Origin of the sequence: Streptomyces sp. LN549 (assembly GCF_043203805.1) — a bacterium.
Lineage (GTDB): Bacteria > Actinomycetota > Actinomycetes > Streptomycetales > Streptomycetaceae > Streptomyces.
Genome location: NZ_JAZHRI010000002.1, coordinates 8,384,429 through 8,407,947, shown reverse-complemented (window position 1 = coordinate 8,407,947; position 23,519 = coordinate 8,384,429). Strand labels below are relative to the sequence as shown.

The 23,519-nt window shown below is 66.9% G+C and carries 18 protein-coding genes and 4 pseudogenes; 12 read left to right on the top strand and 10 right to left on the bottom strand.

Annotated elements, in window-relative coordinates:
- The first annotated feature begins 45 nt into the window (after window positions 1-45).
- Window positions 46-531, top strand: a complete 486-nt coding sequence (locus tag SH922_RS37150) for a MarR family winged helix-turn-helix transcriptional regulator (protein ID WP_393062930.1) — start codon at window positions 46-48, stop codon at window positions 529-531.
- On the top strand, window positions 528-974 hold the full coding sequence (locus SH922_RS37145) for a hypothetical protein (protein WP_393062929.1): 447 nt from the start codon (window positions 528-530) through the stop codon (window positions 972-974). Before SH922_RS37150 ends, SH922_RS37145 begins: the two co-directional genes overlap by 4 nt.
- 410 nt (window positions 975-1,384) lie before the next feature.
- Here SH922_RS37145 and SH922_RS37140 read toward each other — a convergent pair whose 3' ends face one another.
- From SH922_RS37140 to panD, 3 genes are all read right to left on the bottom strand, one after another.
- Window positions 1,385-2,023, bottom strand: coding sequence for an aspartate/glutamate racemase family protein (locus tag SH922_RS37140; RefSeq protein WP_393062928.1), 639 nt, complete (start codon window positions 2,021-2,023; stop codon window positions 1,385-1,387).
- Window positions 2,024-2,139: 116 nt separating this feature from the next.
- Complete coding sequence (locus SH922_RS37135; RefSeq protein WP_393062927.1) at window positions 2,140-2,502, bottom strand: GNAT family N-acetyltransferase; 363 nt, start codon at window positions 2,500-2,502, stop codon at window positions 2,140-2,142.
- 30 nt (window positions 2,503-2,532) lie between these two features.
- On the bottom strand, window positions 2,533-2,958 hold the full coding sequence (gene panD / locus SH922_RS37130; protein WP_393062926.1) for an aspartate 1-decarboxylase: 426 nt from the start codon (window positions 2,956-2,958) through the stop codon (window positions 2,533-2,535).
- Window positions 2,959-3,985: 1,027 nt separating this feature from the next.
- Here panD and SH922_RS37125 point away from each other — a divergent pair.
- From SH922_RS37125 to SH922_RS37110, 4 genes are all read left to right on the top strand, one after another.
- Window positions 3,986-4,954 carry a tyrosine-type recombinase/integrase gene (locus SH922_RS37125; protein WP_393062925.1) on the top strand — a complete coding sequence of 323 codons (969 nt, stop codon included), beginning with the start codon at window positions 3,986-3,988 and terminating at the stop codon, window positions 4,952-4,954.
- 431 nt (window positions 4,955-5,385) lie between these two features.
- Complete coding sequence (locus SH922_RS37120; protein ID WP_393062924.1) at window positions 5,386-6,513, top strand: ABC transporter permease; 1,128 nt, start codon at window positions 5,386-5,388, stop codon at window positions 6,511-6,513.
- Window positions 6,510-7,226: an ABC transporter ATP-binding protein gene (locus tag SH922_RS37115; RefSeq protein ID WP_393062923.1), complete on the top strand. Its 717-nt coding sequence runs from the start codon at window positions 6,510-6,512 to the stop codon at window positions 7,224-7,226. The genes SH922_RS37120 and SH922_RS37115 overlap by 4 nt, the downstream gene beginning before the upstream one ends.
- A gap of 63 nt (window positions 7,227-7,289) precedes the next feature.
- A complete protein-coding gene (locus tag SH922_RS37110) occupies window positions 7,290-7,901 on the top strand; it encodes a TetR/AcrR family transcriptional regulator (protein WP_393062922.1) in 612 nt (203 codons plus the stop codon).
- Between the two features lie 59 nt (window positions 7,902-7,960).
- Here the strand turns inward: SH922_RS37110 and SH922_RS37105 are convergent.
- Window positions 7,961-9,217: pseudogene (locus tag SH922_RS37105) on the bottom strand (transposase); the annotation flags it as partial.
- Between the two features lie 267 nt (window positions 9,218-9,484).
- On the opposite strand from SH922_RS37105, the gene SH922_RS37100 reads away from it, so the two are divergent.
- Together SH922_RS37100 and SH922_RS37095 are read left to right on the top strand one after the other, a co-directional pair.
- A complete protein-coding gene (locus SH922_RS37100; protein WP_393062921.1) occupies window positions 9,485-10,930 on the top strand; it encodes an MFS transporter in 1,446 nt (481 codons plus the stop codon).
- Window positions 10,911-12,020, top strand: a complete 1,110-nt coding sequence (locus SH922_RS37095) for a ParB/RepB/Spo0J family partition protein (protein WP_393063802.1) — start codon at window positions 10,911-10,913, stop codon at window positions 12,018-12,020. Before SH922_RS37100 ends, SH922_RS37095 begins: the two co-directional genes overlap by 20 nt.
- 106 nt (window positions 12,021-12,126) lie before the next feature.
- On the opposite strand, the gene SH922_RS37090 is transcribed toward SH922_RS37095, so the two are convergent.
- Complete coding sequence (locus tag SH922_RS37090; protein ID WP_393062920.1) at window positions 12,127-13,161, bottom strand: polyprenyl synthetase family protein; 1,035 nt, start codon at window positions 13,159-13,161, stop codon at window positions 12,127-12,129.
- Window positions 13,162-13,444: 283 nt separating this feature from the next.
- On the opposite strand from SH922_RS37090, the gene SH922_RS37085 reads away from it, so the two are divergent.
- Window positions 13,445-14,914 carry a prenyltransferase/squalene oxidase repeat-containing protein gene (locus SH922_RS37085; RefSeq protein WP_393062919.1) on the top strand — a complete coding sequence of 490 codons (1,470 nt, stop codon included), beginning with the start codon at window positions 13,445-13,447 and terminating at the stop codon, window positions 14,912-14,914.
- A 325-nt stretch (window positions 14,915-15,239) separates the two neighbouring features.
- Here the strand turns inward: SH922_RS37085 and SH922_RS37080 are convergent.
- Window positions 15,240-15,554 (bottom strand): annotated as a pseudogene (locus SH922_RS37080) (transposase); the annotation flags it as partial.
- A gap of 233 nt (window positions 15,555-15,787) precedes the next feature.
- On the opposite strand from SH922_RS37080, the gene SH922_RS37075 reads away from it, so the two are divergent.
- Window positions 15,788-17,227, top strand: coding sequence for an NF041680 family putative transposase (locus SH922_RS37075; protein WP_393055271.1), 1,440 nt, complete (start codon window positions 15,788-15,790; stop codon window positions 17,225-17,227).
- A gap of 227 nt (window positions 17,228-17,454) precedes the next feature.
- On the opposite strand, the pseudogene SH922_RS37070 reads toward SH922_RS37075, so the two are convergent.
- Both SH922_RS37070 and SH922_RS37065 read right to left on the bottom strand, forming a co-directional pair.
- Window positions 17,455-17,769 (bottom strand): annotated as a pseudogene (locus SH922_RS37070) (ISAzo13 family transposase); the annotation flags it as partial.
- Window positions 17,770-17,823: 54 nt separating this feature from the next.
- A complete protein-coding gene (locus tag SH922_RS37065; protein ID WP_393062918.1) occupies window positions 17,824-18,795 on the bottom strand; it encodes a terpene synthase family protein in 972 nt (323 codons plus the stop codon).
- 289 nt (window positions 18,796-19,084) lie between these two features.
- On the opposite strand from SH922_RS37065, the gene SH922_RS37060 reads away from it, so the two are divergent.
- Both SH922_RS37060 and SH922_RS37055 read left to right on the top strand, forming a co-directional pair.
- Window positions 19,085-20,434, top strand: coding sequence for a cytochrome P450 (locus SH922_RS37060; RefSeq protein ID WP_393062917.1), 1,350 nt, complete (start codon window positions 19,085-19,087; stop codon window positions 20,432-20,434).
- Window positions 20,435-20,606: 172 nt separating this feature from the next.
- A pseudogene (locus SH922_RS37055) lies at window positions 20,607-20,791 on the top strand (IMP dehydrogenase); the annotation flags it as partial.
- Between the two features lie 1,091 nt (window positions 20,792-21,882).
- On the opposite strand, the gene SH922_RS37050 reads toward SH922_RS37055, so the two are convergent.
- Both SH922_RS37050 and SH922_RS37045 read right to left on the bottom strand, forming a co-directional pair.
- A complete protein-coding gene (locus SH922_RS37050; protein WP_393062916.1) occupies window positions 21,883-22,245 on the bottom strand; it encodes a nuclear transport factor 2 family protein in 363 nt (120 codons plus the stop codon).
- 52 nt (window positions 22,246-22,297) lie between these two features.
- The gene (locus tag SH922_RS37045) at window positions 22,298-23,515 is read right to left on the bottom strand and encodes a cytochrome P450 (protein ID WP_393062915.1); all 1,218 of its coding nucleotides are present in this window, start codon (window positions 23,513-23,515) and stop codon (window positions 22,298-22,300) included.
- Between the last annotated feature and the right edge of the window lie 4 nt (window positions 23,516-23,519).

Below are 23,519 nucleotides of genomic sequence, written 5' to 3'. Positions count from 1 at the left end.
ACTATTTAGTAGCCATGGACATAGTAGCCATGTACTGTATCTGTCATGAGCAAAGCACCTGAGGGTCCGACCCCCGGCTTCCTGGTCTGGCGCCTGTCGATGAAATGGCGGGTGGCCATCGACCGGGCGCTGGGGCCGCTCGGGCTGACGCACGCGCAGTACTCACTGCTGGGATCCCTACTGGGGATGCAGCGGGCGGGGCAGCGGCCGAGTCAGCGCGCACTCGCGGACCACACCGGACTCGAAGCGCTCTACGTCTCGAAACTGGCACGCAGCCTGGAAGCCGCCGGGCTCGTCGAACGGGCCACCGACCCCGCCGACACCCGGGCGGTCCAGCTGTCCCTGACCGACGAAGGCCTCGCGGTCGCCGACCGCGCGGTCGAGATCGTGCGCCGGCTCGTCGACGGGCTTCTCGCACCCCTGGGCGGTCTGGACGGACCTGACACCGAGGCGTTCACCGGGGCGCTGACGGCACTGCTCGACGTGCCGGTTCCCGCAGTCACCGATCCATCCACCGAGGAGTCATCATGACCACCGCACCCAGCGTCAACGGCCAGGTCATCGGCCGGGCCCACTACGCCACGCGCGCCGTTCTGGAACGGCTGCTGGCGGAGACGGGCGCCACCTTCCACGAGTCCGTCGCACTGAACGCGACGGCGGACAGCGACGGGAGCATCGAGCGCGGCCGACTGGTCGAGCGGCTGACCTCCACACTGAAGGTCGACACCGCGACCGCCGAAGCGGCCCTGTCCGGCCTGCTCGCGCAGGGGCTGCTGGAAGAGCAGCAGCCGACGGACGTGGCACTGCTGGCCCTGACGGCCGCGGGCAAGGAGGCGCACCGTGCGCAGCGGGCCGGCATCGCCACGATCACTGCACGGCTGTACGCGGACCTGCCGGCCGAGGACATGGCGGCGGCGGGCCGGGTACTGACCGAACTCACGGCCCGCGCCAACGCCGTACTGGCCGAGGGCTGAGCCCCTCGGCCGCCGGCGTCGGTGCGGTCAGCCGACCGGTGAGGGTTCCGGCTCGGGCGGCGGCACCGGCTCGGGGTTCGGCGCGGGCGGCTGCGGGATCGGGTCGGGCGCCGGGCCGGGGGGCGTGGGCACGGGCGGCGTCGGCCCCGGGCCGGGCGGGACCGGAGTGGGCTCCGGCAGCGGCCGGGGCGGCCCCGGCATCGGCCCGGGGGTGGGCGCCGGCGGTACCGGGTCGGGGTACGGGTGGGTCATCTCGGGCCTCCGAACGGTCGGGGTGGATCTCCTCCACCGTCTCCCGGAGCGGCTGCCCGCGCCCGGCGAGTCCACACGTACGGGCTGCGGATGCTCCGGCCGGCTCACGGCCTCACCCGTCCGGCCACCCGAAACCAGCTCGCTGTCGCGGGTGGGCGTCAGTGCGCGGCCGCGGCCGCCGCGGCGTCCAGACCCGGCCGAGGGCTGGACAGGACCGGGATCCGGGTGGCCGTGCGGGTGACCGCGCCCGCCATGGAGGCCTGGGCCAGCACGATCACGTCGGCTTCCGTCACGGCGTCGACCGCGGCCGCCACGAGATTCAGGTACCCGTCATGATCACCGGCCTCGAAACGCTCCCAGGCGCCGTCGACCAGCACGGTGCGCACCTCAAGGGCCGGCTCCCCCGCCCGCTCCGCCTCCTGCGCGAGCAACGCGCGGGTCGGCTCCAGGGTGGCGTGGAGCGCCGCCAGGACGGTGACCCGTCCCGCACGGACGGCGGCGGCCGCCATCGGCCGGTCGACGCGCAGGACCGGGACGCCGAGTCGCGTTCCGACAGACTCGGCAACCCCGCCGATCGTCGAACAGGTGCAGAGCACTGCGGTGGCCCCGTCGGCGACGGCGCCGGCGACCAGTGCCTCGACGTCGCCGGTCACCGCCTCCGGCCCCTGCACCCCCGCCCGGTCGAGCAGGTCCTTGTGCACGAGGTGCCGCAGGCCGAGACCGGGGTGGTGGGTGTCGCGCAGGGCGTCGAAGACCGGGACATGGACCGGGGAGGTGTGCAGGAGTGCGAGGCTCATCCGCGACACGCTACCGGCACCCCGGCCCGCGTCCGGAACTGCGTCGCCTCAGCCGAGGACGACACCGGCCGTGTCAGCCGGCACCCGCTGACACGACACCGACACCGGCCGGAGCCTCAGTAGAGCTCGGGGTGCGTGGCGAGCTCCTTCTTGGCCCGCTCCACCAACTCCACCGGGGCCTCGGGGGCCTCGGCGGGATGGCGTGACGCCCACTTCGCGGCGTACGGGCAGAGCGGGACGACGGGGACACCCTCGCGGGCCGCCATGGCGTAGAACTCCTTGACCAGGGAACCGCCGATGCCCTTGCCCTCGTGCCCCTGCTCGACGACGGTGTGCACGGCGACGAGCGCCGCGGGCGTCCCGTCCAGCACGAAGTACACGATGACCCCGGCGGCTTCGCCGTCCACATACGCGAGCAACTTGCCCGCCGCCCTGTCGTCACGGATGTCGGGCCCGGTCTGTCCGGCCTGCTCTGCCATGGCGGATGCTCCCTCGCTGAGTGAGGCGCTTCAGCGCGCCGCGGGCACGGCGTGCGGACTGCGCTCGGTGTCGGTACCGGGCACGGGCGCGGAGGCGTCGGCACCGAGTTCGACGATCCGGTTCTCCGCGTCGACATGGACGATACGCGGAATCAGCGCACGCGCCTCGGCGTCGTCGACCTGTGCGTAACTGATCAGAATGACCAGGTCGCCGGGGTGCACGAGGTGGGCGGCTGCGCCGTTGATGCCGATGACACCGGAGCCGCGTTCGCCCTCGATGACGTACGTCTCCAGGCGGGCACCGTTGTCGATGTCGACGATGTGGACGAGCTCACCGGGCAGCAGGTCGGCGGCTTCCATCAGCGCGGCGTCGATCGTGACGGACCCGACGTAATGAAGGTCCGCCTGGGTCACGGTGGCCCGGTGGATCTTGGACTTGAATATTGTACGCAACATCGAGGTACCCCCGAAGGTAGGCTCCCTGCCTGCGTTCTTGCAGGTCAAGTGCAGTTTCCCTACCTTACAACGAGTCGCATGTTCGGTCAGCTTTCGCAGGGTTTTTGAGGACTGATGCTGACCAATTGCTGACTTTTCTGACGCACCGTCAGGCGTTGCGGGCGAGCTTCGCCGTCCCTCCTGGACTTCACCGCGACGACTGCACAAGCCTACGCAGCAGCCTCCGAAGAGTGTCCGTGATCACCGTCACTCTGGCGGTCCGGGCCGAGGTCAGGAGCGAGGGCGGTCACCGGGGATCCGGGCTGCGCACCACCTTGGGTCAGCCGACCCATGCCCCTCCCCCCTCAAGGAGGAGGCACCAATGGTTCAACAGGAATCCGAGGGGCCGAAGCCGCGCGGCAACATAGCCGCGGATCGCCGGTTAGCCAAACCGGCAATTCTCATGACCATGGCTATAGCTCGTCCGGTGCCTGGCGGTGGCACAGGGCGGGCGTCAAGGACGTTAGGAATTCGGCCAGAGCAGAGCGCGAGTCAATGCCGCGGTCGGGCTCAGGCCAGCCTCAAGGAGCCATCTTGCCCGTGGAACCGCAGTCGCACTCCGACGAGACCCCCACCGATATCAACTCTTCGGGCAGGCGCCGCAGCGTCGAGCCCGTCCTTATGGACACTTCCGAGGTCGCCACGATGCGCTCAACATGTCCACGAGCTGGGTCTACAAGGAGGCATCGAAACTGGGCCTGAAGGGCTACAAGCTCGGCCGAGGCAGGAACGCCAAAGTGCTGTACAAGTAGGCCGAGATCTTCAATTGGCTGGACCAGCAGAAGATCCATTAACGCATGACTCGGGGTCTGAGGAACATCCGCGTCAGATCGTGCGCTAAGCCTCCGTCGGCCCTGGTGGGCGGCTGGCAGGTCGTTGGCCGCGGGAGCGGTCTGAAGTCATCCCGCAGATATCACCCCAATATCTGCGGTGACGTTCTCCGGCCGCTGCGTGAAGCGGCCCTATTATCTGCGGCAAAGGGAAAACGGTGCCCACACTCGTCCAGCTGTCGACCGGGAAGGCGTTGACCGTCCGGACGGCGGCCGACCTGTTCCTCGACTCTCTCGGCAACCCGAACACCGTCCGGAACTACGGCATCGCCGTCGGGAAGACCGCCGAGTGCCTTGGGGAGGGCCGGCCGCTCGCGTCGGTGGAGGACGCCGAGATTGGCGAGGCGCTGGAACTGCTGTGGGGCCGCTCGGCGGTGAATACCTGGAACGCCCGCCGCGGCGCCGTGCTGTCCTGGACGGGCTGGTGCTCCGAGCGCGGTTACGAGGGCCCGACCGTCCCGGCTTGGGCGAAGCGAATGGCTGCGCCGGGCTCCGAGACCCCGACCCGCTCGAAGATGGCCGTCGACCGGCTGATCGCCCGGCGCGAGGTTCACCTTCGAGAGAAGACCCTGTGGCGAATGCTCTACGAGACCTCGGCCAGGGCGGAGGAGATCCTTGGCGTGAACATAGAGGACCTGGACTTCGCCGGGCGCCGCTGCCCGGTCAAGGCGAAGGGCGCCCGGACCAGGGTCCGCCGCCGGGGCCAGGCCCGCGAGGACTACGTGCTGGAGACGGTGTACTGGGACGCCGGCACTGCCCGGCTCCTGCCCCGCCTGCTGCAGGGACGCACCCGTGGGCCGGTGTTCGTCACCCACCGCCGCCCGGGGCCCGGCAAGGTTGTCAGCCCGCGCGACGTCTGCCCGGACACCGGGTTCGCCCGGCTGTCGTACGGGCAGGCCCGCGCCCTGCTGGACGAGCACACCGCCGTACGTGGACCTGGAACGGGCTGGGATCTGCACGAGTACCGCCACGCCTCCCTGACCCACCTCGGCGAGCAGGGCGCGTCGTTGCTGATGGCGAAGTCGAGACACAAGAAGCCGGAGAACGTCCGGCGCTACTTCAAGCCGTCCCCAGAGGCGATCGCCGAGCTCACCAGCCTGCTCGCTCCCGGCGGCAGCCGTCGCTGACCGCGGAGCAGGCCCTCACCCGCAGCGTGCCCGCGGCCTGGTTAGGCGCCGACTGAACGAGGCGTCGGTGCTGTTCTCTTGACGCCGCGGTCCAGCGAGAAGGAACTCTCCACGACGGCGGTCCGCCGGTTCCCGGGCCGTGACGGCGGATTCCTCAGCCCGCTCCGGCGTCGTGATCAACAGCTCGGCGACCGGGTGTGAGCGATCCGGCCGGTCGGCGGACCCGGTGCAAACCCCAGGCGAAGCCCAGGCCACACCCGCACAGGGGCGGTCTGGCGGGGAGGACCCGGTCGACGTACGCGACGCAACATGCCGACAGGTGTGTCGGCAACATCCGATAAGATGCCGACATTCGCGTCGTCAAGTTTAGGTAAAGAGGCGACGTGGCCAGTCTGTCGTGTCCTCATTCCCTTCATCGCTCGGAGAGCTCCGTGTTCCTTGCCCTACGCGATCTGCGCTTCGCCCGCGGTCGCTTCGCCCTGATGGGCGCGGTGGTCGCGCTCATCGCGGTCCTCGGCGTCCTCCTGTCCGGACTTGCCTCCGGTCTGGCGGATGCCGGTATATCCGGTCTGCGCGCGCTGCCCGTGACCCATATGGCCTTCGACGAGAAGGCGACCAGCGAGCAGTACTCCCGCTCGACCGTCGAGCAGGAGGACTGGCAGGCATGGTCAAAGGCCCCAGGGGTGGAGCGGGCGGAGCCGTTCGGAACCACCCTGACCAATGCCCGGGTGGCCCAGGGCGGGAAGAAGGGCGAGCAGGTCAACCTCGCGGTCTTCGGCATGGCACCGGACTCCTCCCTGGCTCCCAGCCCCAGCAAAGGTGAGGGCCTGGAAGAGGGCAGTGCCGGCATCGTGATCACCCAGGAGATCGCTGACCTGGGCGTGGAGGTCGGCGATGTCCTGACCGTGGACAAGAGCGAGGTGCGGCTGAAGGTCGTGGGCCTGGTCGACGAGGCCGTCTCCTACGGTCACATCGGCATCGCCTACGCCGACCTCGACACCTGGCGACGGCTTCACTACGGCTTGCCGGGTGACCTGCCCGAGGCCGCGCGCCAGCAGGCCACGGCCATCGCCCTGACGCTGGAGCCGGGGGCGGACGTCTCCACCGTGGAGAAGGCGACCGGCACCCGAGCCGATACCAAGGAGACTACTTTCGGCGCGTCCCCCGGCTATACGGCCGAGTCGAGCACCATGGCCCTGATCAAGGGCTTCCTCTACGCCATCTCCGCCCTGGTCGTCGGCGCCTTCTTCACCGTCTGGACCGTGCAGCGCAAGGCCGAGATCGCCCTGCTGAAGGCGCTCGGCGCCCCCACCGGATATGTCCTGCGCGACGCGCTCACCCAGGTCGTCGCCGTCCTCGTCGGCGCTACGGCCATCGGCACCGCTGTCGGCATGGCCCTGGGAAGCATGATGATCGGCAAGGCCCCCTTCGCCCTCTCCGCCCCGGCCATCGCCACCTCCTCAGGCCTCCTCATCGTCCTCGGAACCCTCGGCGCCGTGGTCGCTATCCGCCGCATCACCGCCGTCGACCCCCTGACCGCTCTGGGAGCCACCCGATGACCACACCCGCCACCGACCACCAGACCGCCGCCCCCACTGCGAGCTCCGGCGGACTGCGCCTGGACGACGTCACCCTCACCCTGGGGGACGGCGATACCGCCGTCACCGCCCTCGACCACGTCCGCCTGAGCGTCGCCCCCGGTGAGTTCGTCGCCGTCGTCGGCCCCTCGGGATCCGGCAAGTCCAGCCTCCTTGCCGTGGCCGGCGGCCTGCAACGGCCCACGTCGGGCGCCGTGCACATCGCCGGCACGGAGCTGACCGCCCTTTCGGACAAGGAACGGACCGCGGCCCGTCTTCGCCACATCGGCTTCGTCTTCCAGCAGTCGAACCTGCTGGCCTCCCTCACCGTGAGGGAACAGCTCCTGCTGCCCCTGCACATCGACGGCCGACTCGGTACCGCGGCCCGGGCCCGGGCCGACGAACTCATCGAGGCGGTCGGGCTCACGCACCGTGCGGGTTCCCGCCCGCACCAGCTCTCCGGAGGCGAACGCCAGCGCGCGGGCCTGGCCCGCGCGCTGATGACCTCCCCCGCCGTCCTGCTGGTGGACGAACCCACCTCGGCACTGGACCGGGTACGTTCGGCCGAGGCGGTGCGGCTGATCGCCGAGCAGACCCATGAGCGCGGTACGGCCACGGTCATGGTCACCCACGACACGGCGATAATGGACGCAGCCGACCGGGTCCACGAGATGGTCGACGGCCGCCTGTCCTGACCGGCGGCCGCAGACCGGCACCTCGCTCCCGGCCCCGTCCACCCCGCCAGGAGCCCGCCCCACATGCCGAAGATCAACGCCTCCACCGTCGCCGAGCACCGCGCCCAGCAACGCAAGGCGCTGATCGAGGCAGCGGTCGACATCCTGGTCAACGAGGGCGCCACCGCCGTCACACCGGCGGCGGTCGGCGCCCGCGCGGGCCTGGCCCGCTCCAGCGTCTACCAGTACTTCGACTCCTCGGCGGCCCTCCTGGCCACCATCACGGAGGAAGCCTTCCTGCGCTCCAACGAGGCACTCACCCGCGCCCTGGCCACCGCGAAAGGCCCGCTGGAACGCATCGAGGCGTTCTTCAGGGAAAGCCTCCGCCTCGGTGCCGAAGGCGCCCACCGACCCGCCGCTGCCCTCATGGACGCCGGCCTCCATCCCGCCTGCCAACAACGGCTGATGGAACTCCACTTGGAACAGGTCGAACCGTTCCGCGCCGCCGTCCGGGAGCTCGGCGCTCCTGAGCCCGCACTCACGGCCGACCTCATCGCCGGAATGCTGCACACCGCCTTGGCTGCCATCGAGAACGGCGCCACCCTTGACACAGTCACACAGCGCACCCTCGCCCTCGTGCGCCGCTGCCTCACCCCGGCCGGCAGCACCACTCGCGCACCGGAGGAAGGGGCCTGAAGCCCTCGTACCGCCGAAGCACCTCGGGCGACCGCGGCCCGGCACGCCTTTGCCGGTGCCTACTCGCTGTCGGCCGCGTTCTTGTCGCGCAGGGGCCGTAGGCCACCGGGCAGGTCGGGAAGCTGGAAGGAGTACCGGCCGAGCAAGTTCACGTGGTGCCGCACGAACGGGGAGAGGCGCGCGACATCCTCCTCCCGGACCTCGAAGCCGTCGGCGCGGAGTTGGGTGACGGCGGCATCCATGTAACGGGTGTTGAAGAGGACCAGGGCGTTGAGGACGAGGCCGAGGGCGCCAATCTGGTCCTCCATCCCATCCTGGTAGCGCTGGTACAGCTGCCCCGCCCGGCCGTGGAAGATCTTCCGGGCAAGCGCATGCCGGCCTTCCTGGAGGTTGGCCTGCACCTTGATCTGGCGGCGGTAGCCGGGCTCGTCGGCCAGACGCAGGATGTGCAAGGTCTTCGCGATCCGCCCGTGGTGCGCGATCGCGTCCCCGAGTGGGGTGGCCCGTCCGTCGCGGGAGAGCATCCGGATCACGTCGTAGGCGCGGACGGCTCCGGTGTGGATGGAGCCGATGATCCGCAGGATGTCCTCCCAGTGCCGCTCGATCCGTGCGAGGTCGACCCGGCCGCGGGCCGCGTCCTGGAAGGCGCCGTAGTCGGCTGTGCGGTCGATGCGCCACATCTTCTGATCGGGCAGGTCGGCGAGCTGCGGCGCGTACGCGAATCCGGCGAGCGTGAGCAGGCCGAAGACGATGTCGCTGTACGAGGCGGTGTCGGTGACGATCATCTCCGGACGGCGGCCGCCGTCGCGGTCGTAGAGGACGTCCAGCACGTACAGGGAGTCGCGCGGGGTGCCGGCCACGACCCTCCCGCCGAGCCCGGCGGCCTGGTCATTGATCATGTTGAGCCAGGTGGCGCCGCCCCGGCGGCCGAAGGACTTCGGGTTCGGCCGCGCGTACACCGACGGCACGGGCACAACGAACCGCATGCCGTCGACCGAGGCCACCAGGCCGCCGCCCCACGCGGTCGCGAGGCCGATGGACGCCTGGTGCTCGATCAAGGTGGCGTTCGCGGCTCGGTAGGTCGCGAGCCGCAGGTAGGTCTGGTCGACGTGGGACAGCCGCCCGTACTTCAGCGCGTCGATCCCGCCGATGACCGGGGTGTAGCCGACGTTGCAGCCGTGGGCGACCAGGAGCGCGGCGATTGTGACGTGCAGGTCCTTGAGGCGGGGCCCGGCGCCGGTGACCGAGGTGAACGCCTGGTCGGCGCCGGTCCAGGAGAACACCTCCAGCAGCACCTCGGGCAGGTCCACGCGGGGCGTCGCGGGCCCTTCCAGGGCGAACCAGGCAACATATTGCGATCCGGAGAGTCGTCCCCGTATCGTGGGCCCGAGCAAGGACCGGGAGCAATCTCCGATTGTGTGCATGGCGTTCGCGCCGACGTCACCGTCGTACCCACGAACGAACTCGACTCACCGAAGGGGGCCAGGCGTCATGCCTGACAGCCGAGCCACGGGTCCGGCCACAAGCCCGGTCTTCACCATGCCGTACCGCACGGCCATTCTCACTATCATCCTCGCGTCCAGTTGCTGGACGCGATCGACATTACGGTCATGAACATGGCCCTGCAGCCCATTCAGCAGGCCTTCGGCAAGTCCGTGACCACCCTGTCCTGGGTGCTTAACGGCTACACGGTGGCCTACGGCGGGCTGCTGCTCCTCGGCGGCCGCGTTGGCGACATCATCGGCTACCGCAAGGGCCTGATGACCGGCATCACGATCTTCACCGTGGCCTCCCTGACGGGCGCGCTCGCCGAGGACGCGTGGCTGTTGCCCATCTCCCTGTTCGCGCAGGGCGCCGGGGCCGCGATGACCGCACCGTGCGCGCTCGCCCTGATCGTCACCTCCTTCCACACCGAGGTGGAGCGCACCAAGGCGTTCGGCATCTCTGTGATGGCGCAGGGGCTCGGCTTCGCGGGCGGCCTGATCATCGGCGGTCTGCTGACCGACCTGATCTCGTGGCGTTCGGTGCAGTTCACCAACGTCCCGATCGGCATCGCCGTGCTCCTCGCCACCCCGCGGTTCATCCCCCAGTCCCCTGGCAGGCCCGAGAAGTTCGACCTCGGCGGCGCGCTCAGCGCGACTATCAGTGTCGGCGCGATCGTCTACGGGTTCATACACGCCTCGGAACAGGGTTGGAGCGAACCGGAAACCCTCGTCGCGTTCACTCTCGGCGTGGTCCTGCTCGGCATTCTCGTGATGATCTCCTCACGGCACTCAGAGCCGGCGCTGAATCTGAAACTGCTCACCAGCCGTAATCGCAGTGGCGGTTATCTCACCTTCGTCTGCTCCGGCGCCGCAATATTCGGGATGTTCTTCTTCCTGACGCAGTTCGTGCAGGAAGTGCTCAAGCTGCGTCCGCTGGCGGCGGGGCTGACCTATCTGCCGATGGCTGCCGCCATGATGGTCGCTCCACGCTACATCGCGCCGAAGGTGATCGAGCGCTTCGACGCCAAGACCGCGATGGTCAGTGGCCTCGTCCTGGCCGTCCTCAGCATGCTGTGGCTGACCCAGCTCTCGGCGTCCACTGAGTATTGGTCGGGCATCTTCGGCCCGATGGCACTGGCTGGAATCGGCGTCGGCATGCTCAACCCGCCGCTCAACGGGACGATCCTGTTCAGTGTCGCGCCGGAGGAGCAGTCGGGCGCCGCCTCAGGTGTCCTGCAGACCATGGGCATGGTCGGCGGTTCCATCGGCACCGCCGTGCTCGTGACCGTGTTCAGCAGCACCACGAACGACCCTAGTCCCGGTCAGGGGCCGAAGAGAGCCTCGCGGACGGCACCGCCGCGGCCTGCGTCGGCGGCTCCGTCTTCACCCTGGTCAACCTCCTGCTCGTCACCGGTGTCACATCCCCACGCCGAAACAGGAACTGGTCGTCGACACGCCGTCCGCCGGGGTCGCACAGGTCTGAGGGGACAGCTACATCGGCGTGGAGAGCGAACTGGCAACGTTCATGGAGTCAGCTTGCCGTAGTTTCGGCCACTCTTTCGAGGGGGGAAGGAAATTGCAGGATTTCGGGGAACCAAGCTTCTCGTCGGGCACGGGACCGTCAATGAAATATCATCGTGAGACTTACACCTCGACCTCGACCTCGGTCGGCGGCCCGGGCTCGGAAACGTCCGCTACCGCGCTTCCGGTCACTTACGTGCGGATCGACATGCTGATACCGGCGGACTCGCCTCGACTAGCGGGGCAGGACGCCGCACATGCACAGATGCTCGCAGACTCGCAAACGCGCTTACCGCCGATCGTGGTGCACCGGTCGACCATGCGGGTTATCGATGGCATGCACCGGGTTCGAGCCGCCGCAATACGGGGCGAACCAGAGATCGCAGCCGAGTTCTTCGAGGGAACTGAAGAGGAAGCGTTCCTCATTTCGATCAAGCTGAACGTGACGCACGGCTTGCCGCTGTCCCTGGCGGATCGCAAGGCCTCAGCGGCCCGGTTACTCAGGAGCTATCCCCGATGGTCCAACCGGGGCATTGCGGCCACTTGCGGGCTATCGCACAAGACTGTCGGTGTGATTCGTGACCGTCTAACTGGGGAGATTACCCAGTCAGACAGCAGAATCGGCCGCGACGGCCACGCTCGTCCCACTGATGTCGAGGAACGGCGCCGACGAGCCGCCGAGCTAATATCGCGTAACCCGAGTGCAAGCCTACGAGACGTGGCCAAAGTCGCCGGGATATCCCCGGAAACCGTCCGAGATGTGCGCGCCAGAATAGCCAGGGACAGTGGTCCTCTCCTGAGTACTCAGCCATGCACTGGTGGCGCCATTGGGTTGACGGCCGACGTCAATCCGGTGCGCCCGACAGAGTCAAGGATGACCTTGCGGCCCACTGCGCAACGGCCGGTGACCATGGACAGCTTGCGTGTCGATCCCGCTCTCCGGTTCAACGAGTCGGGTCGGAGCCTGCTACGGCTGCTCGCGGCGCTGACACTCTCGAGTGATGAGTGGGACTCCCTGGTCGACAGCGTGCCAGCACACTGCAAGGCGACTGTGCTGGAAGCCGCGAACGAGTGCGCACGGGCGTGGCAGCGGTTCTCCGACAGGCTCAGGTGACACGCATTACTGCTGAAATGTCGTCGCCGTGGTCACCGAACCGACCCGTCCGCTATCCATCCACAAGGGGTAATTTGAGTACCGGGCGGGTCGGCACTGGGTGTGGTCATCGAGTACTGAAAGCGAAGAATTCAGCTAAAAAGCGGAGATCGGCACGAGTTTCATGGTCAGGCACGACCTCCTCCAGGGTTGCGAGGGCGGTGTCGAGCCGGCGGCGGAGTTCTTGTTCGGTGCGCTCGCGGCCACCGCAGCGTTCGATGAGCTTCGCAGCCCGGAAAGCATCTTCTGGGGACAGATCGCCGTCGCGATAACGTAGCAGGTCGGCCAGTTCGTCGCGATCGCTGCGGTTGGATTCAAGGGCGGCGATCACAGGGAAGGTCTTCTTGCGCGTTCGCAGGTCCGACAATGCGGGTTTGCCGGTCTGATCCGGGTCGCCCCAGATGCCGAGCAGGTCGTTGCGCAACTGCCAGACCAGGCCCAGGCGGCTGCCGAGGGTTCCCAGGCCTTCGGTGTCGGGCACGCCGGTGAACATCGCGCCCAGCATGCAGGCGCAACTGCCGAACGCGCCAGCCTTGCCTTCGACCATCTGGAGGTAGTCGGTCAGGCTCACCTGCTGCGTCCGCTCGAACTCGATGTCATAGAGCTGGCCGAGGTTGAGCCCGATGATGGCTCTGGACAGCCGGTGCGTCGCCGCGCTGACCCGCTCCGGGTCGATGTCGGAGCGTTCAGTCAACGCCTCGGTGGCCAAGCCCGTCATCGTCATGCACGCGAGCAAGGTCCGCGAGGTGCCGAACACGGTCCAAGCCGATTTGCGTCCGCGCCGGGCGTCATCATCGTCGATGATGTCGTCCTGGATCGTGGCCGCGTTGGACGCCAGTTCACAGGCCACCGCCGCGGGTATCGCCCGGTCCCACTTGGCACCGCCGACAGTGGCACACAGCAAGGTCAGGACCCCGACCCGGCGGCGCCCATTGCCTGCTTCGGTCAGAGTGCCACTCTCATCGGCCCAGCCGAAATGGTAGGCAACTATATTGGCCACGATCGGATCGAGTCGTGCTACCGAGTTGCGTAGCGCAGCCTCGATGTCGGCCTGAGCCTGGTTGATTCTCGGGTGACTAATCACGTGATTCGCAACCGCCACAGCACAGCCTCCCTGAATTATGAACAGCGGTGAGGAAGAAGAGATTAGGGGGATGGCAATGTTTCGTGAATTTGCGAGCTTTGACGAGAATATACCAGGCGATCGATCTGGATCAATACTGGCCGGGTAGTTGAACTGAACGGCTGGCGGATTGCCTCAGTCAGGTGACCTGTGGCAGATTGCAAGAGCGCGACGGAGAAGGGGCTCGCGTTTGGGCTGAATCCCAATTCCGTTTGGTCGAGACAGTAACCTGCCGCAACGGCGAGCTCAGGAGGGAAGTCGCATGCATGATGTGGTCACACGTGCCGAAGAGATAGTCAGCGGCCTGGGATCGGGCGCGATCACGTCGACAACCTATCCGACCGCGTGCGCGGCTCGACTGCGCGACGAACACGGCCAGCCGGTGTTCCCCGGCGCGCTGGAGTGGTTGCGGACGAACCAGCACGAGGACGGTTCGTGGGGGAGCGTGATCAGCTCTGCGCAAGATCGACTCATTTCCACCTGTGCGGCCATTGACGTGCTGGCCGAGGAGACGCCCACCTGGGCGCGTACCGCGATGGCCGCCGGAGTCTCGTACCTGAACAACCTCGCCGACTGGCGGTACGAGTCCCATGACGAGCTCATGGCGTTCGAATTGACGGCGGCTCCGCTGGTCGACCGTGCCCGCCAGCTCGGTGTCGCGGTCCCCGACGAGGTCCGGTCCGGCCTGATTCGGTTGCGCGCCGAGAAGCTGGCCAAGGTGCCGCCCGGCGTGCTGGCCACCTACTCGACACCCTTGTTGCACGCCTTCGACGTGCTCACAGATCTCATACCAGTCACCACTGCGGCGCGTTTCGCCTTGTCCGATGGTTCGATCGCGGCCAGTCCCGCGGCAACCGCCAAGTACTGGGACGTCACCAGGGATCCCGCCGCCTTGGCCTACCTCAGGCAGGCGGCGAACTCGACCACGGACGGCGGCCTGCCCGAGTGCCACGCCTATGAAGTCTTCGAGTCGGCCTGGGTGCTCTACATTCTCACGCGCGCCGGCATCTCCTCCCCGGCAATGCGGGCCCGGCTCGACTGGCTCGCCCGGCTGGCCGCAAAGGCTCCCCATGGTCTGGGCGCCACGGAGGCATACGACCATCCCGATGGCGACGACACCGCGGTCACCGCGCACGTTCTGCTGGCCTCAGGCCGTCATGACCACATCCTGTGTAACGCATTGATGGAATTCGAGAAAGAAGATCACTTCTGCACTTACGTTTATGAACGTCGCCCATCGGTGAGTGTAACCGCGCATGCCGTCCAAGCTCTGTCCCAGCATGAAACCGGATTTTCCTGGCAGGTAGAAAATTGCACCAAATTCCTCATCGACGCCCGCCACGAGGGAGGCTGGTGGACCGACAAATGGCATCTTTCCCGTTATTATCCCACGGCTCAGGCGGTATTCGCCCTCGCTGACACGGCTCCCCATGCGCTCACTGACACCTGGAAATGGCTGCTGGAGACACAGAATACCGACGGCTCATGGGGTGACCAGGCGAGTAAACCGGAGGAAACGGCACACGCGACGCTGGCCGTGGACGCCTTGGCTACCCATTTCGGATCGCCTCCGAACGACGCGCTGCGCCGCGCGCACCAGTTCCTGGGTTCGGTTCTTGACGACAGCGATTTTGCTCAAATGTGGCTGGGCAGGTGCCTATATCTACCGAAATCCTGCGTTCAGGCGACTATTCTCGCCGCTTATACGGTGACGTCGCGTCGGCTGGACTGACCGATCCTCTCGCACTAAGAGTGCGTAACACGATCTCGTGACCTCAGATTCTGAATCGCTGACACACGGCTGCCTGCTCGCTCGCGATACTTGAACTATGGACGGCTACGAGGGCACCGCGACGCTTGAGCGGGGGGCCAACCGATCGACGTGTCTGGGCAGGCTCCGTGTTCAGGTCGCGGTCCGTGCCGCCGGGGACAACTGGACGTCCGAGGCGACCCTCGAACCCCCCTGGCCGCGGAAGCCAGGGAGAGCTTCGACTTCCTGATGCAGCTCGATCCGCACTTCACCCTGTGCTTTGACGAGGCGAGCACACTGCTTTCTTCGCGCGGATGTGGGAGCCGTCCACGCACGCACGTGACCAGTCGAATCCGCCGGCCGCGTTCAGCTCCGCGAGCAGGACTCGGTGCAGCCGGTCAAAGACCCCTGCCTTCTGCCACCGGTCCAGACGCCGCCAGCACGTCTGTCCCGAGCCGAACCTCAGCTCCATCGGCAGGAGTTGCCAGGCTATGTCGTTGCAGAGCACGAACAGAATGCCCTGCAGGCAGAGCCGGTCCGACACCGGCCGCGGCCCGTGCGACCGCTCCGGCCACGGCGGCAGCAACGGTTTGACCAGAGCCCACAACTCATCGTCCACGATCCACGGTCGAGTACCCACACCTCACGAACGGCCGAATCATCACACCGGTCACGGCCTACCAGGCCGTTTCAACAAGATCATGTTTCGAGCTCTGAGCTTGGCGTTTATGGTCTGCCGTCGAACACGGCCTCGAACTTGCTGATGGGTTTGCCTAAGTTCCGGACGTAATAGCGGCCTTCGCCTGATCCTGTGCTCCGTCACAGAGACATGGGATCAACACGAAGGCCGTAACTATGAGTCTGCTGCAACACGGCGTCCCGCGGGATGCGTTTGCCGAACTGTCATGCTTCCGGACGGAGCTCTATGCCTGTCTGACCGGCCGACGCGATGCGCTGTTCGAGCTGAGTGATGCCCTGCTGTGCGCGGATGGTCCGGTGAGGACGCTGGTCGAGCTGTCGTTGGTGCCCGAGCATCGGCGCGGGCATGGCGCTTTGTACGGCGGGCTGAACAGCGGGGATCTGGATGTGGCACGGCTGCGCAGAACGCTGGTAGGGCTGCCGCTTCCCCGCACGGCTTCGGGCCAGCTGGTCTTGGCGGTCGACGTGAGCAACTGGCTGAGGCCGGACGCGAATACCAGCCCGGATCGGCTGTTCTGCCACACGTACGGTCGTGGCAGAGGCTCGGCCCAGATGATCCCCGGGTGGCCCTATTCCTTCGTGGCCGCTCTGGAACCGGGGCGAACCTCGTGGACTGCCCTGCTGGACGTGGTCCGGTTGTGTCCGTGGGACGACGCGATCGCCGTCACCGCCGCCCAGGTCCGGGACGTGTTTCAGCGGCTGTACGTGACAGGCCAGTGGCAGATCAGTGACCCGCCCGTCCTGGTCGTCGTCGATGCCGGCTATGACGTGACCCGTCTGGCTTACCTGCTCGCGGACCTGCCCGTGGAACTGCTGGGCCGGATGCGTTCGGACCGCGTCCTGTACTTCCCGCCCACACCGCAGCCGGCGGGCAAACGTGGGCGCAAGCCCAAGCGCGGGGCGGAGTTCGCGTTCGAGGTTGCGGCTACTCAGCCGGTCCCGACGGTCACCACGGTGTCCGACACCACTCACTACGGGAAGGCCGTTGCCAGTGCCTGGGACCGCCTGCACCCGCTACTGGTCCGGCGTTCGGCCTGGGCCGACCACCCCGAAGGAGATTTGCCGGTCATCGAAGGCACCGTGATCCGTCTTCAGGTCGACCACCTCCGCGGAGACCGCAGCCCCAGGCCGGTCTGGCTGTGGTGGTCGGCCACCGCCGCCACTGCTGGGGATGTAGACCGGCTCTGGCAGGCATTCCTGCGCAGATTCGACCTTGAGCACACCTTCAGGATGCTCAAGCAGACGTTGGGGTGGACCGCTCCTAAACTCCGCGAGCCAGCCGCCGCCGATCGCTGGACATGGCTCGTCATCGCAGCCCACACCCAACTCCGCCTTGCCCGGCCCCTCGCAGAAGACCTCCGCAATCCCTGGGAACGGCCCGCCCGCCAAGGGCGCCTCACACCTGCGCGCGTCCGTCGAGGATTTCGCCGCCTCCACAGGAAAGCGCCTCAGCCGGCCAGCGCACCGAAACCCACCACTGCGGGCCCCGGCAGGCCAATCGGGACGAAGAACAAGCACCGCGCGCGCGAGCACCCCGTCGGGAAACAGGACCAACCAAACCTCACGGGAGCCGCCGCAAGCAGCAGAGCTGCATAAACGTCAAGCTGAGGGCTCGCAGAGAATCAACATGCGGGTTTGATCTTCATCGGCGAGTGGGTTCCGCACTGGTCGAGGTGGGCGGCCACGTCGGTCGGGGTGCGGAATCTGGCGGTTGAAGGGTGGATGGCGTGATCGCGCTTGGCCAGGAGCGGGCGTGCTTCCTGGCCGGCTCGTGTGAGAGTGCTTCCGATCACACCGAAGAGCCGGGCGAGCAGGCCATGGACCCCAGGCATGTCCGGCTCGACCAGTGCGAGCAAGGCCGGCCGCAGCCCCGGGTCCACCTCGGCGGCCTTCTTGCGCCCGCCGCCGGGGCGGCGAACCCGACCCAGCGGTCCCTCGCCCGCCTCCAACTCGTCCACGCCCCTACGAACCGTGGTCCCGCTGACCTGAGCCGCCTGCGCGATCACCCGGACACCACCGTGCCCCAGGATCCGGGCGTCGACCCCCATCAGCAGCCGACGCTGCCGCTCGTCCAGATGCGGGAACAACACCCCGCACTTCACAGCCAGTTGATCACGCGTCGCGTCAGGGATGCCCATACCAGGCGAACGAGCCCGGATACGGGAAGCAACACGTCGATTCCTTGCGAGCCCTTAGCTGTACCGGGCCTTTGCCAAACTCGCATACCAGAAGGTGGTCGCCCGGAAAGTGCGCTCCGCACATGCGGCATAAGAGCGAAGGGAGTCGACAGGAGATTGAGTCAGCTCGGCGATAGTGGCGACCGCGTTCTCCGCTTCGTCGTGGATCATCTGTTTCGCAAGAGTTAGGGATTCGTCCAGGCTGCAGCCTCGCTCCCGCATGAGCACGCCGGGTAAACTAATTGGAATACCTCCTTGCTCCCTTTGTTCTTTGCGAAACGACATGACATCGTTGAACCAAGAGTTCAGATTTATCATTGCCTCTTTAAGTTGACGGAGATTGGCATCCTGGCGCGCGAGGCCGGGTATGGCGATGTCACCAAGCGGCTCGATCAAGGCAGGATAGATAGCGGCGAAGGCTGTGTGCCTGCGCACGGTGGCGTACGTCTGAAGCGAGGGCCAGACCTGGCGGGTATCGAGTTGCGACTCCCAGAGCCATGCCATCAGGATTCCATAGAGCGCCGCGCGGATGGCCCTTTGTTGTTGCACGGTGAACCGAGTGCAGCGCTCCAGGAGGTCACACAAGGCAGCCTCGAAACCGGGGCCTGGCTCGACGGCCTGTTCATCGAGTACGCCAAGTAGCCCGAAGATGCGGAGCACCACATCCGTGCCAGGATTGCCCATGGCCGCTTCGACATGAAGGTCGTCAAACACCATGAACCAGCCGATCAGGTCGACCGCCAGTTGTGCGGCATCCTGATCGACATCCGGATACACGTAGGACAGGAATCCGCCGTGCGGCAGGGCGCTGACTATCTTCGCCCGATACGTGGAGTTGGGTGCCAGCTGGTACCGGTCCATAAACTGCTCCGCAGTCACCGATATGGCAGCGGAGCTTCGTAGCCAGGTCAGGTCGTCCGGCGTAGGAAAGAATTCGCTCAAGTCTGGCACGTGACGACTGAGCGGAAGTGTGGTGTCGACATCCATCGCATCCCCGATCTCGGCTTTTCTCCGTCGCCGGCCAGCGTAGAGGCGGCCGCACGCGACGGGAAGAGGTCAACCGCCACCACGAAGCTGGAACTCGTTGCCGGCGGTTGACAGTTGGGTCTATCTCCACAACAGTTGACTACGGCACTCCGCAATCGGGATGTTCCGTCCTAACTACGATGGGTCCCTGTCCCCCGTTTGGGGTGACCGCACATCACATTCACAGAGCCATGACACCGGCGTCGACCGCTGAGATACCGCTCGCGGATTGGGTGGGGATAGGCCAGCCATGGATATAGACCAGCAGACGTTTCGCTTCGGTACCGCGCCCGGCGGACTGCCGGTGCTTGGGCACATTGGCCAACTGCTTGTCCGGCCACTGAAATTCCTTACCGAGCTGCCCGCTTATGGCGACCTGGTTGAGATCAAACTCGGGACCAGGCCAGCTCTGGTGCTCTGCCACCCGGAACTGACTCGTGAGGCACTGCGCCGGGCAGATGTGTTCGACAAGGGCGGCCCGTTCTATGAGCGCGGGCGGGAGGTGATAGCCGACGGCCTTGGCACCTGTCCTTATCACGCCCACGCCAGACAGCGGCGGATGACCCAACCTGCCTTCCACCGCCAGCGCATGGCGGGCTACGCCGCCATCATGGGCGACCAAACCGCTGCCGCGATCGATGAGTGGTGCGACGGCGCCGTCATCGACACACGCGCGGCGATGTTGGACGTCACGTGCAGGACCGTTGCCGCGACCTTGTTCACCTCAGTGGTGGTCACCGACCCCGCCGAGGTCATCCGCGACGAAATGGAACCGCTGTTGCGGGGCCTTCTGCTGGAGATGCTCCTGCCTGCGGCGATACGCAAGTTGCCCCTGTTCAACCGCCGCTTTCATCGGGCACACCAACGCATCGACCAGGCCGTACAAGACGTCGTCGCCAGTTACCAGCGCGCGGGGATCGACCACGGAGACCTGCTCTCGACGTTGATCGCGGCACGCGATACCGACGGCAGCGGGCTGGACGAATCCGAACTGTGCGATCAGATCAGCACTTTCCTCATGGGCGGCATCGAAACCACCGCGGCCACCTTGACGTGGGCGCTCTATCTGCTCGGCACATATCCGGAAGTCCAGCGGCGAGTCGCTGCCGAGGTCGACACAGTCCTGGACGGTCGACCTCCGAGCTATGACGACCTGCCCGCGCTTGGTTTCACCGGACGGGTCCTCACCGAAACCCTGCGGCTGCACCCTCCAGGCTGGTTCACCACCCGGGAGGTCACCACCGCGACCACACTGGCCGGCCACGACCTCCGTCCTGGTGACACGGTTCTTTTCAGCCCCTACCTGCACCACCACCAAGCCAGCTACTATCCCGATCCCGAACGCTTCGACCCGGACCGCTGGCTCCCTGAGCGGTCCGACAGCTCCCGCTCTGCCTACGTTCCATTCGGTGGCGGGCCCCGCAAATGCATCGGGGACGTCTTTGCGATGACCGAGGCAACCATCGCGCTGGCCTCCATAGCCCAGCGCTGGCATCTCGAGTCGCTCAGCCGAGCCCGCCCCCAACGCGGCGTCGTCCAGTGGCCGCACCGCACGACCATGCGCCTGCACCGACGACGTGTCGTCCCCGGACTGACGTAGACCCGGTAGAGGGAGGGGCCACTCGCGGGCCAATCAGCCGTACTCCATGTGGGCTTGAGCGTGTCAACGGCATTACCCTCACTGCGGTGCAGGCCCTACTAGGACGTGTTTGAGATGTTGATCAAGGTCGTGAAACGATCTTGATCAACATCTCAAACACGTCCTAGGCCCGAACGCCACGCTCACCGGCGGCCCACCCCCGTCCGCGCCTATATCGAGAAGCTGTTGCCCGCCGTCCTGGACGGCACCGTCAACCCTGGCCGGGTCTTCGACCGCACCCTCACCCTGGAAGGGAGCCCGGACGGATACCGCGCTATGGACCAGCGCGAAGCCCCCAAGGTCCTCCTCACCCCGTGACACCCGAAGTGGGCGGCGACGAAGTCACCGCACGCCCCTGGTCAGCGCTTGCAGCCCCAAAAGCCTTCGCCTTCCCCGGTCCAAATTTCCTACGCGGACGCAGTACATCGTGATTGCTGGCGGCTCCGGCCGGATGAGCCGGGGCGGCCCGTAAAATCTCCTGCTGCCCAACGATCGCCGCCAAGGCTTCGCCATGACGTCACGATCCGCACCGGAGTGCGGGTTCCCCGCACCTGACGCACCATCGGAGCGAGCGTCAGGTGACCGTCGAGCCTGTCCCGCACCACACCCGGCGAGTACGCCGCAACATGCTCGCCACCCCTGCACTGGGTGAAGTCGCAGTTCCGGGCGGTCTACCCGGCATGCGGTGCACTCCACGTCGTATAGCCACGGGTCCAGTCAACGAGATCCTGAAGATCATGGGATGCCCACAGCCACGTTCGGGCAGCAGCCACGACCTGCCAGTCACGCACTCGTCGCCAGACCCGTTGGATGTGGACCAGGAAGGACCCGGAGAATCCGATTACGCACAGAGACCGCTGAGCTGCCCGAATCCCGGTGGAGCTCCGCACATCCGAGCCACCTGGAACGGATCGTTGGCGTCTTCGATACCCCGAGCGACCTGGTCGACACAGAACCACGAGCGTGGACGCCGCGCGACGACCCGCTGCAATTGCGCGGCACAGAGCACGACAGGCATCTGGTGGAGCTGTGCCGAGGTCTGGGAATCACCACATCCGACGCCCCCTATCCGGTCTGGCGGGGGCGACAGGGCCGGTGATCATGGTCCGCTCTTCCTGCTGTACGACTACACGTTCCGCACCCGTCCCGGGCTCTGCCGGGAGGAGGCGCTGTCGGCTGCGATCTTCTGGGTGGACCGCCTATCTGCTGGCCACGGCGATCTGGGACAAGTTCGGCGAACTTTACGGCCGCCAGCGCGTCTACGTTCGGTCGTCGTCCTCCTCGCAGGCTCGGTCCGGTCCGGACTGACACAGGTCATGGGCCAGCTCATCGGCTACCGGGCACTACAGGGGGCCGGCCGGCCCCGGTGAGGGCCGGCCGGTTTCACGCCTGTCCCGTGTGCGGCGGAGTCAGGCCTTGCGGAAGACGTCCTTGACCACGATCTTGTCGTCACGCAGGGTGAAGAGGTCGATGCCGCGCTGGACGATGGTGCCGTCCGCCGCGCGCAGGGACCATTCCACGACGGCCTGGTTGCCGTTGGACAGGAAGACGGGCTTTTCGAAGACTCCCTCCATGCCCTGAGCACGGATCTGGTGCTCCAGCTCGTTCATCTGCACGATGAGGTCGCGGATTTCCTGTCCGCGGAGCGTCTTGCCCGGCTCCGGGCCGTCCGAGGTGATCCACACCCCGTCCTCGGCGAAACACTCCCACGATCCGTCGATGTCCTCCTTCGCGCCGAGTTCGAAGAAGCGGCTCACTACGTTGTCACTCATGCGGGAAACCTCCTGGTTGTGGGTGTGGGTCGGTACAGGCTCGCGGCCGGGATCACCGGAGGATGACTGGGAGGCGCTCCAAGGTCCGGAACTGAAGGCTGTTGCGCCAGCGCAGGGCCTCCGGTGGGCCGGCGTGCCGCCAGTGTGGGAAGCGGTCGAGCAGCTTGCTCAGTGCGATCTCCCCTTCCAGCCTGGCCAGCGGCGCCCCGAGGCAGTGGTGGATGCCGTGCCCGAAGGCGAGGTGGCTGTTGTTGCGCCGCTCCACGTCGAGTTCGTCCGGCCGGTCGAAGCGCGCGGTGTCCCGGTTGGCCGCCGCCAGCGAGACGAAGACAATGTCACCGGCGGGGATGGTGACGGGGCCGAGCCGGACCTCGTCGAGCGTGTACCGGACGGTCGCCAGGTTCAGTGGGCTCTCGAAGCGGAGGAACTCCTCGACGGCTGCCGGGATCAGCCCCGGCTCCGCGCGCAGGCGCTCCTGCTGGGCGGTGTCGGTCAGCAGCGCGTGCACCGAGTTGGTGAGCATGCCCGCGGTGGTCTCGTAGCCGGCGCTCATCACCAGGAAGATGGTGGACAGCAACTCGTCGTCGCTGAGGGCGGCATCGCCCTCGGTCGGCTCCAGCAGCGCGCTCACCAGGTCGTCGCCGGGCGCCGTCCGCTTGTCCTCGATGAACTTCCGCAGATAGGCGGTGGCGGCCAGGGCCGCGCCCTGTTTCTCCCCCATGTCGGCCGTGACACTGGTGAGCGTCGCGTTCCAGCCGCGAAAGTCCTCGTGGTGCTCGCCCGGGATGCCGAGCAGCATCCCGATGACGGAGATCGGCAGCGGCAGCGCCAGCGCCGCCACCAGGTCGACCTCGCGGCCGGGGACGATACGGTCCAGCAGTTCGTCGGTGGCCCGCTCGATCCACGGGCGCATCCGCTGCACCCGGCGCATCGTGAACGCCCGGCCCATGATCCGGCGCAGTCTCGTATGGTCCGGCGGATCACTGAACAGCATGCTCTGGAAGTTCGCCAGCGCGACCGGTTCGGTGCCGGCCTTGTTGCGCTCCACGACGGCCGGCAGCCCGCCCGCGTCCTTGGAGAGCCGCGGATCGGCCAGCAGCCGTCGTGCCTCCTCGTACCGGGTCACCACCCACGCGTTCAGTTCCACGGTGAGGGTCTTCACGACCACCTTGTGTGCTGCGCCGTCGGTCCTCATCTCTTCGTACACCGTGTACGGGTCCTGGGTGAACTCCGCGCTGAGCAGGTCCGCGTTGCTCCGTGTGCCGGTCATCACC

Bases quoted from the DNA above. Each gene is read 5' to 3' on its own strand.
- SH922_RS37065 (WP_393062918.1), bottom strand. From the start codon at position 18,795: ATGGATGTCGACACCACACTTCCGCTCAGTCGTCACGTGCCAGACTTG.
- panD (WP_393062926.1), bottom strand. From the start codon at position 2,958: ATGTTGCGTACAATATTCAAGTCCAAGATCCACCGGGCCACCGTGACC.
- SH922_RS37060 (WP_393062917.1), top strand. From the start codon at position 19,085: ATGGATATAGACCAGCAGACGTTTCGCTTCGGTACCGCGCCCGGCGGA.
- SH922_RS37050 (WP_393062916.1), bottom strand. From the start codon at position 22,245: ATGAGTGACAACGTAGTGAGCCGCTTCTTCGAACTCGGCGCGAAGGAG.
- SH922_RS37135 (WP_393062927.1), bottom strand. From the start codon at position 2,502: ATGGCAGAGCAGGCCGGACAGACCGGGCCCGACATCCGTGACGACAGG.
- SH922_RS37045 (WP_393062915.1), bottom strand. From the start codon at position 23,515: ATGACCGGCACACGGAGCAACGCGGACCTGCTCAGCGCGGAGTTCACC.
- SH922_RS37085 (WP_393062919.1), top strand. From the start codon at position 13,445: ATGCATGATGTGGTCACACGTGCCGAAGAGATAGTCAGCGGCCTGGGA.
- SH922_RS37095 (WP_393063802.1), top strand. From the start codon at position 10,911: ATGGAGTCAGCTTGCCGTAGTTTCGGCCACTCTTTCGAGGGGGGAAGG.
- SH922_RS37075 (WP_393055271.1), top strand. From the start codon at position 15,788: ATGAGTCTGCTGCAACACGGCGTCCCGCGGGATGCGTTTGCCGAACTG.
- SH922_RS37140 (WP_393062928.1), bottom strand. From the start codon at position 2,023: ATGAGCCTCGCACTCCTGCACACCTCCCCGGTCCATGTCCCGGTCTTC.
- SH922_RS37145 (WP_393062929.1), top strand. From the start codon at position 528: ATGACCACCGCACCCAGCGTCAACGGCCAGGTCATCGGCCGGGCCCAC.
- SH922_RS37110 (WP_393062922.1), top strand. From the start codon at position 7,290: ATGCCGAAGATCAACGCCTCCACCGTCGCCGAGCACCGCGCCCAGCAA.
- SH922_RS37115 (WP_393062923.1), top strand. From the start codon at position 6,510: ATGACCACACCCGCCACCGACCACCAGACCGCCGCCCCCACTGCGAGC.
- SH922_RS37150 (WP_393062930.1), top strand. From the start codon at position 46: ATGAGCAAAGCACCTGAGGGTCCGACCCCCGGCTTCCTGGTCTGGCGC.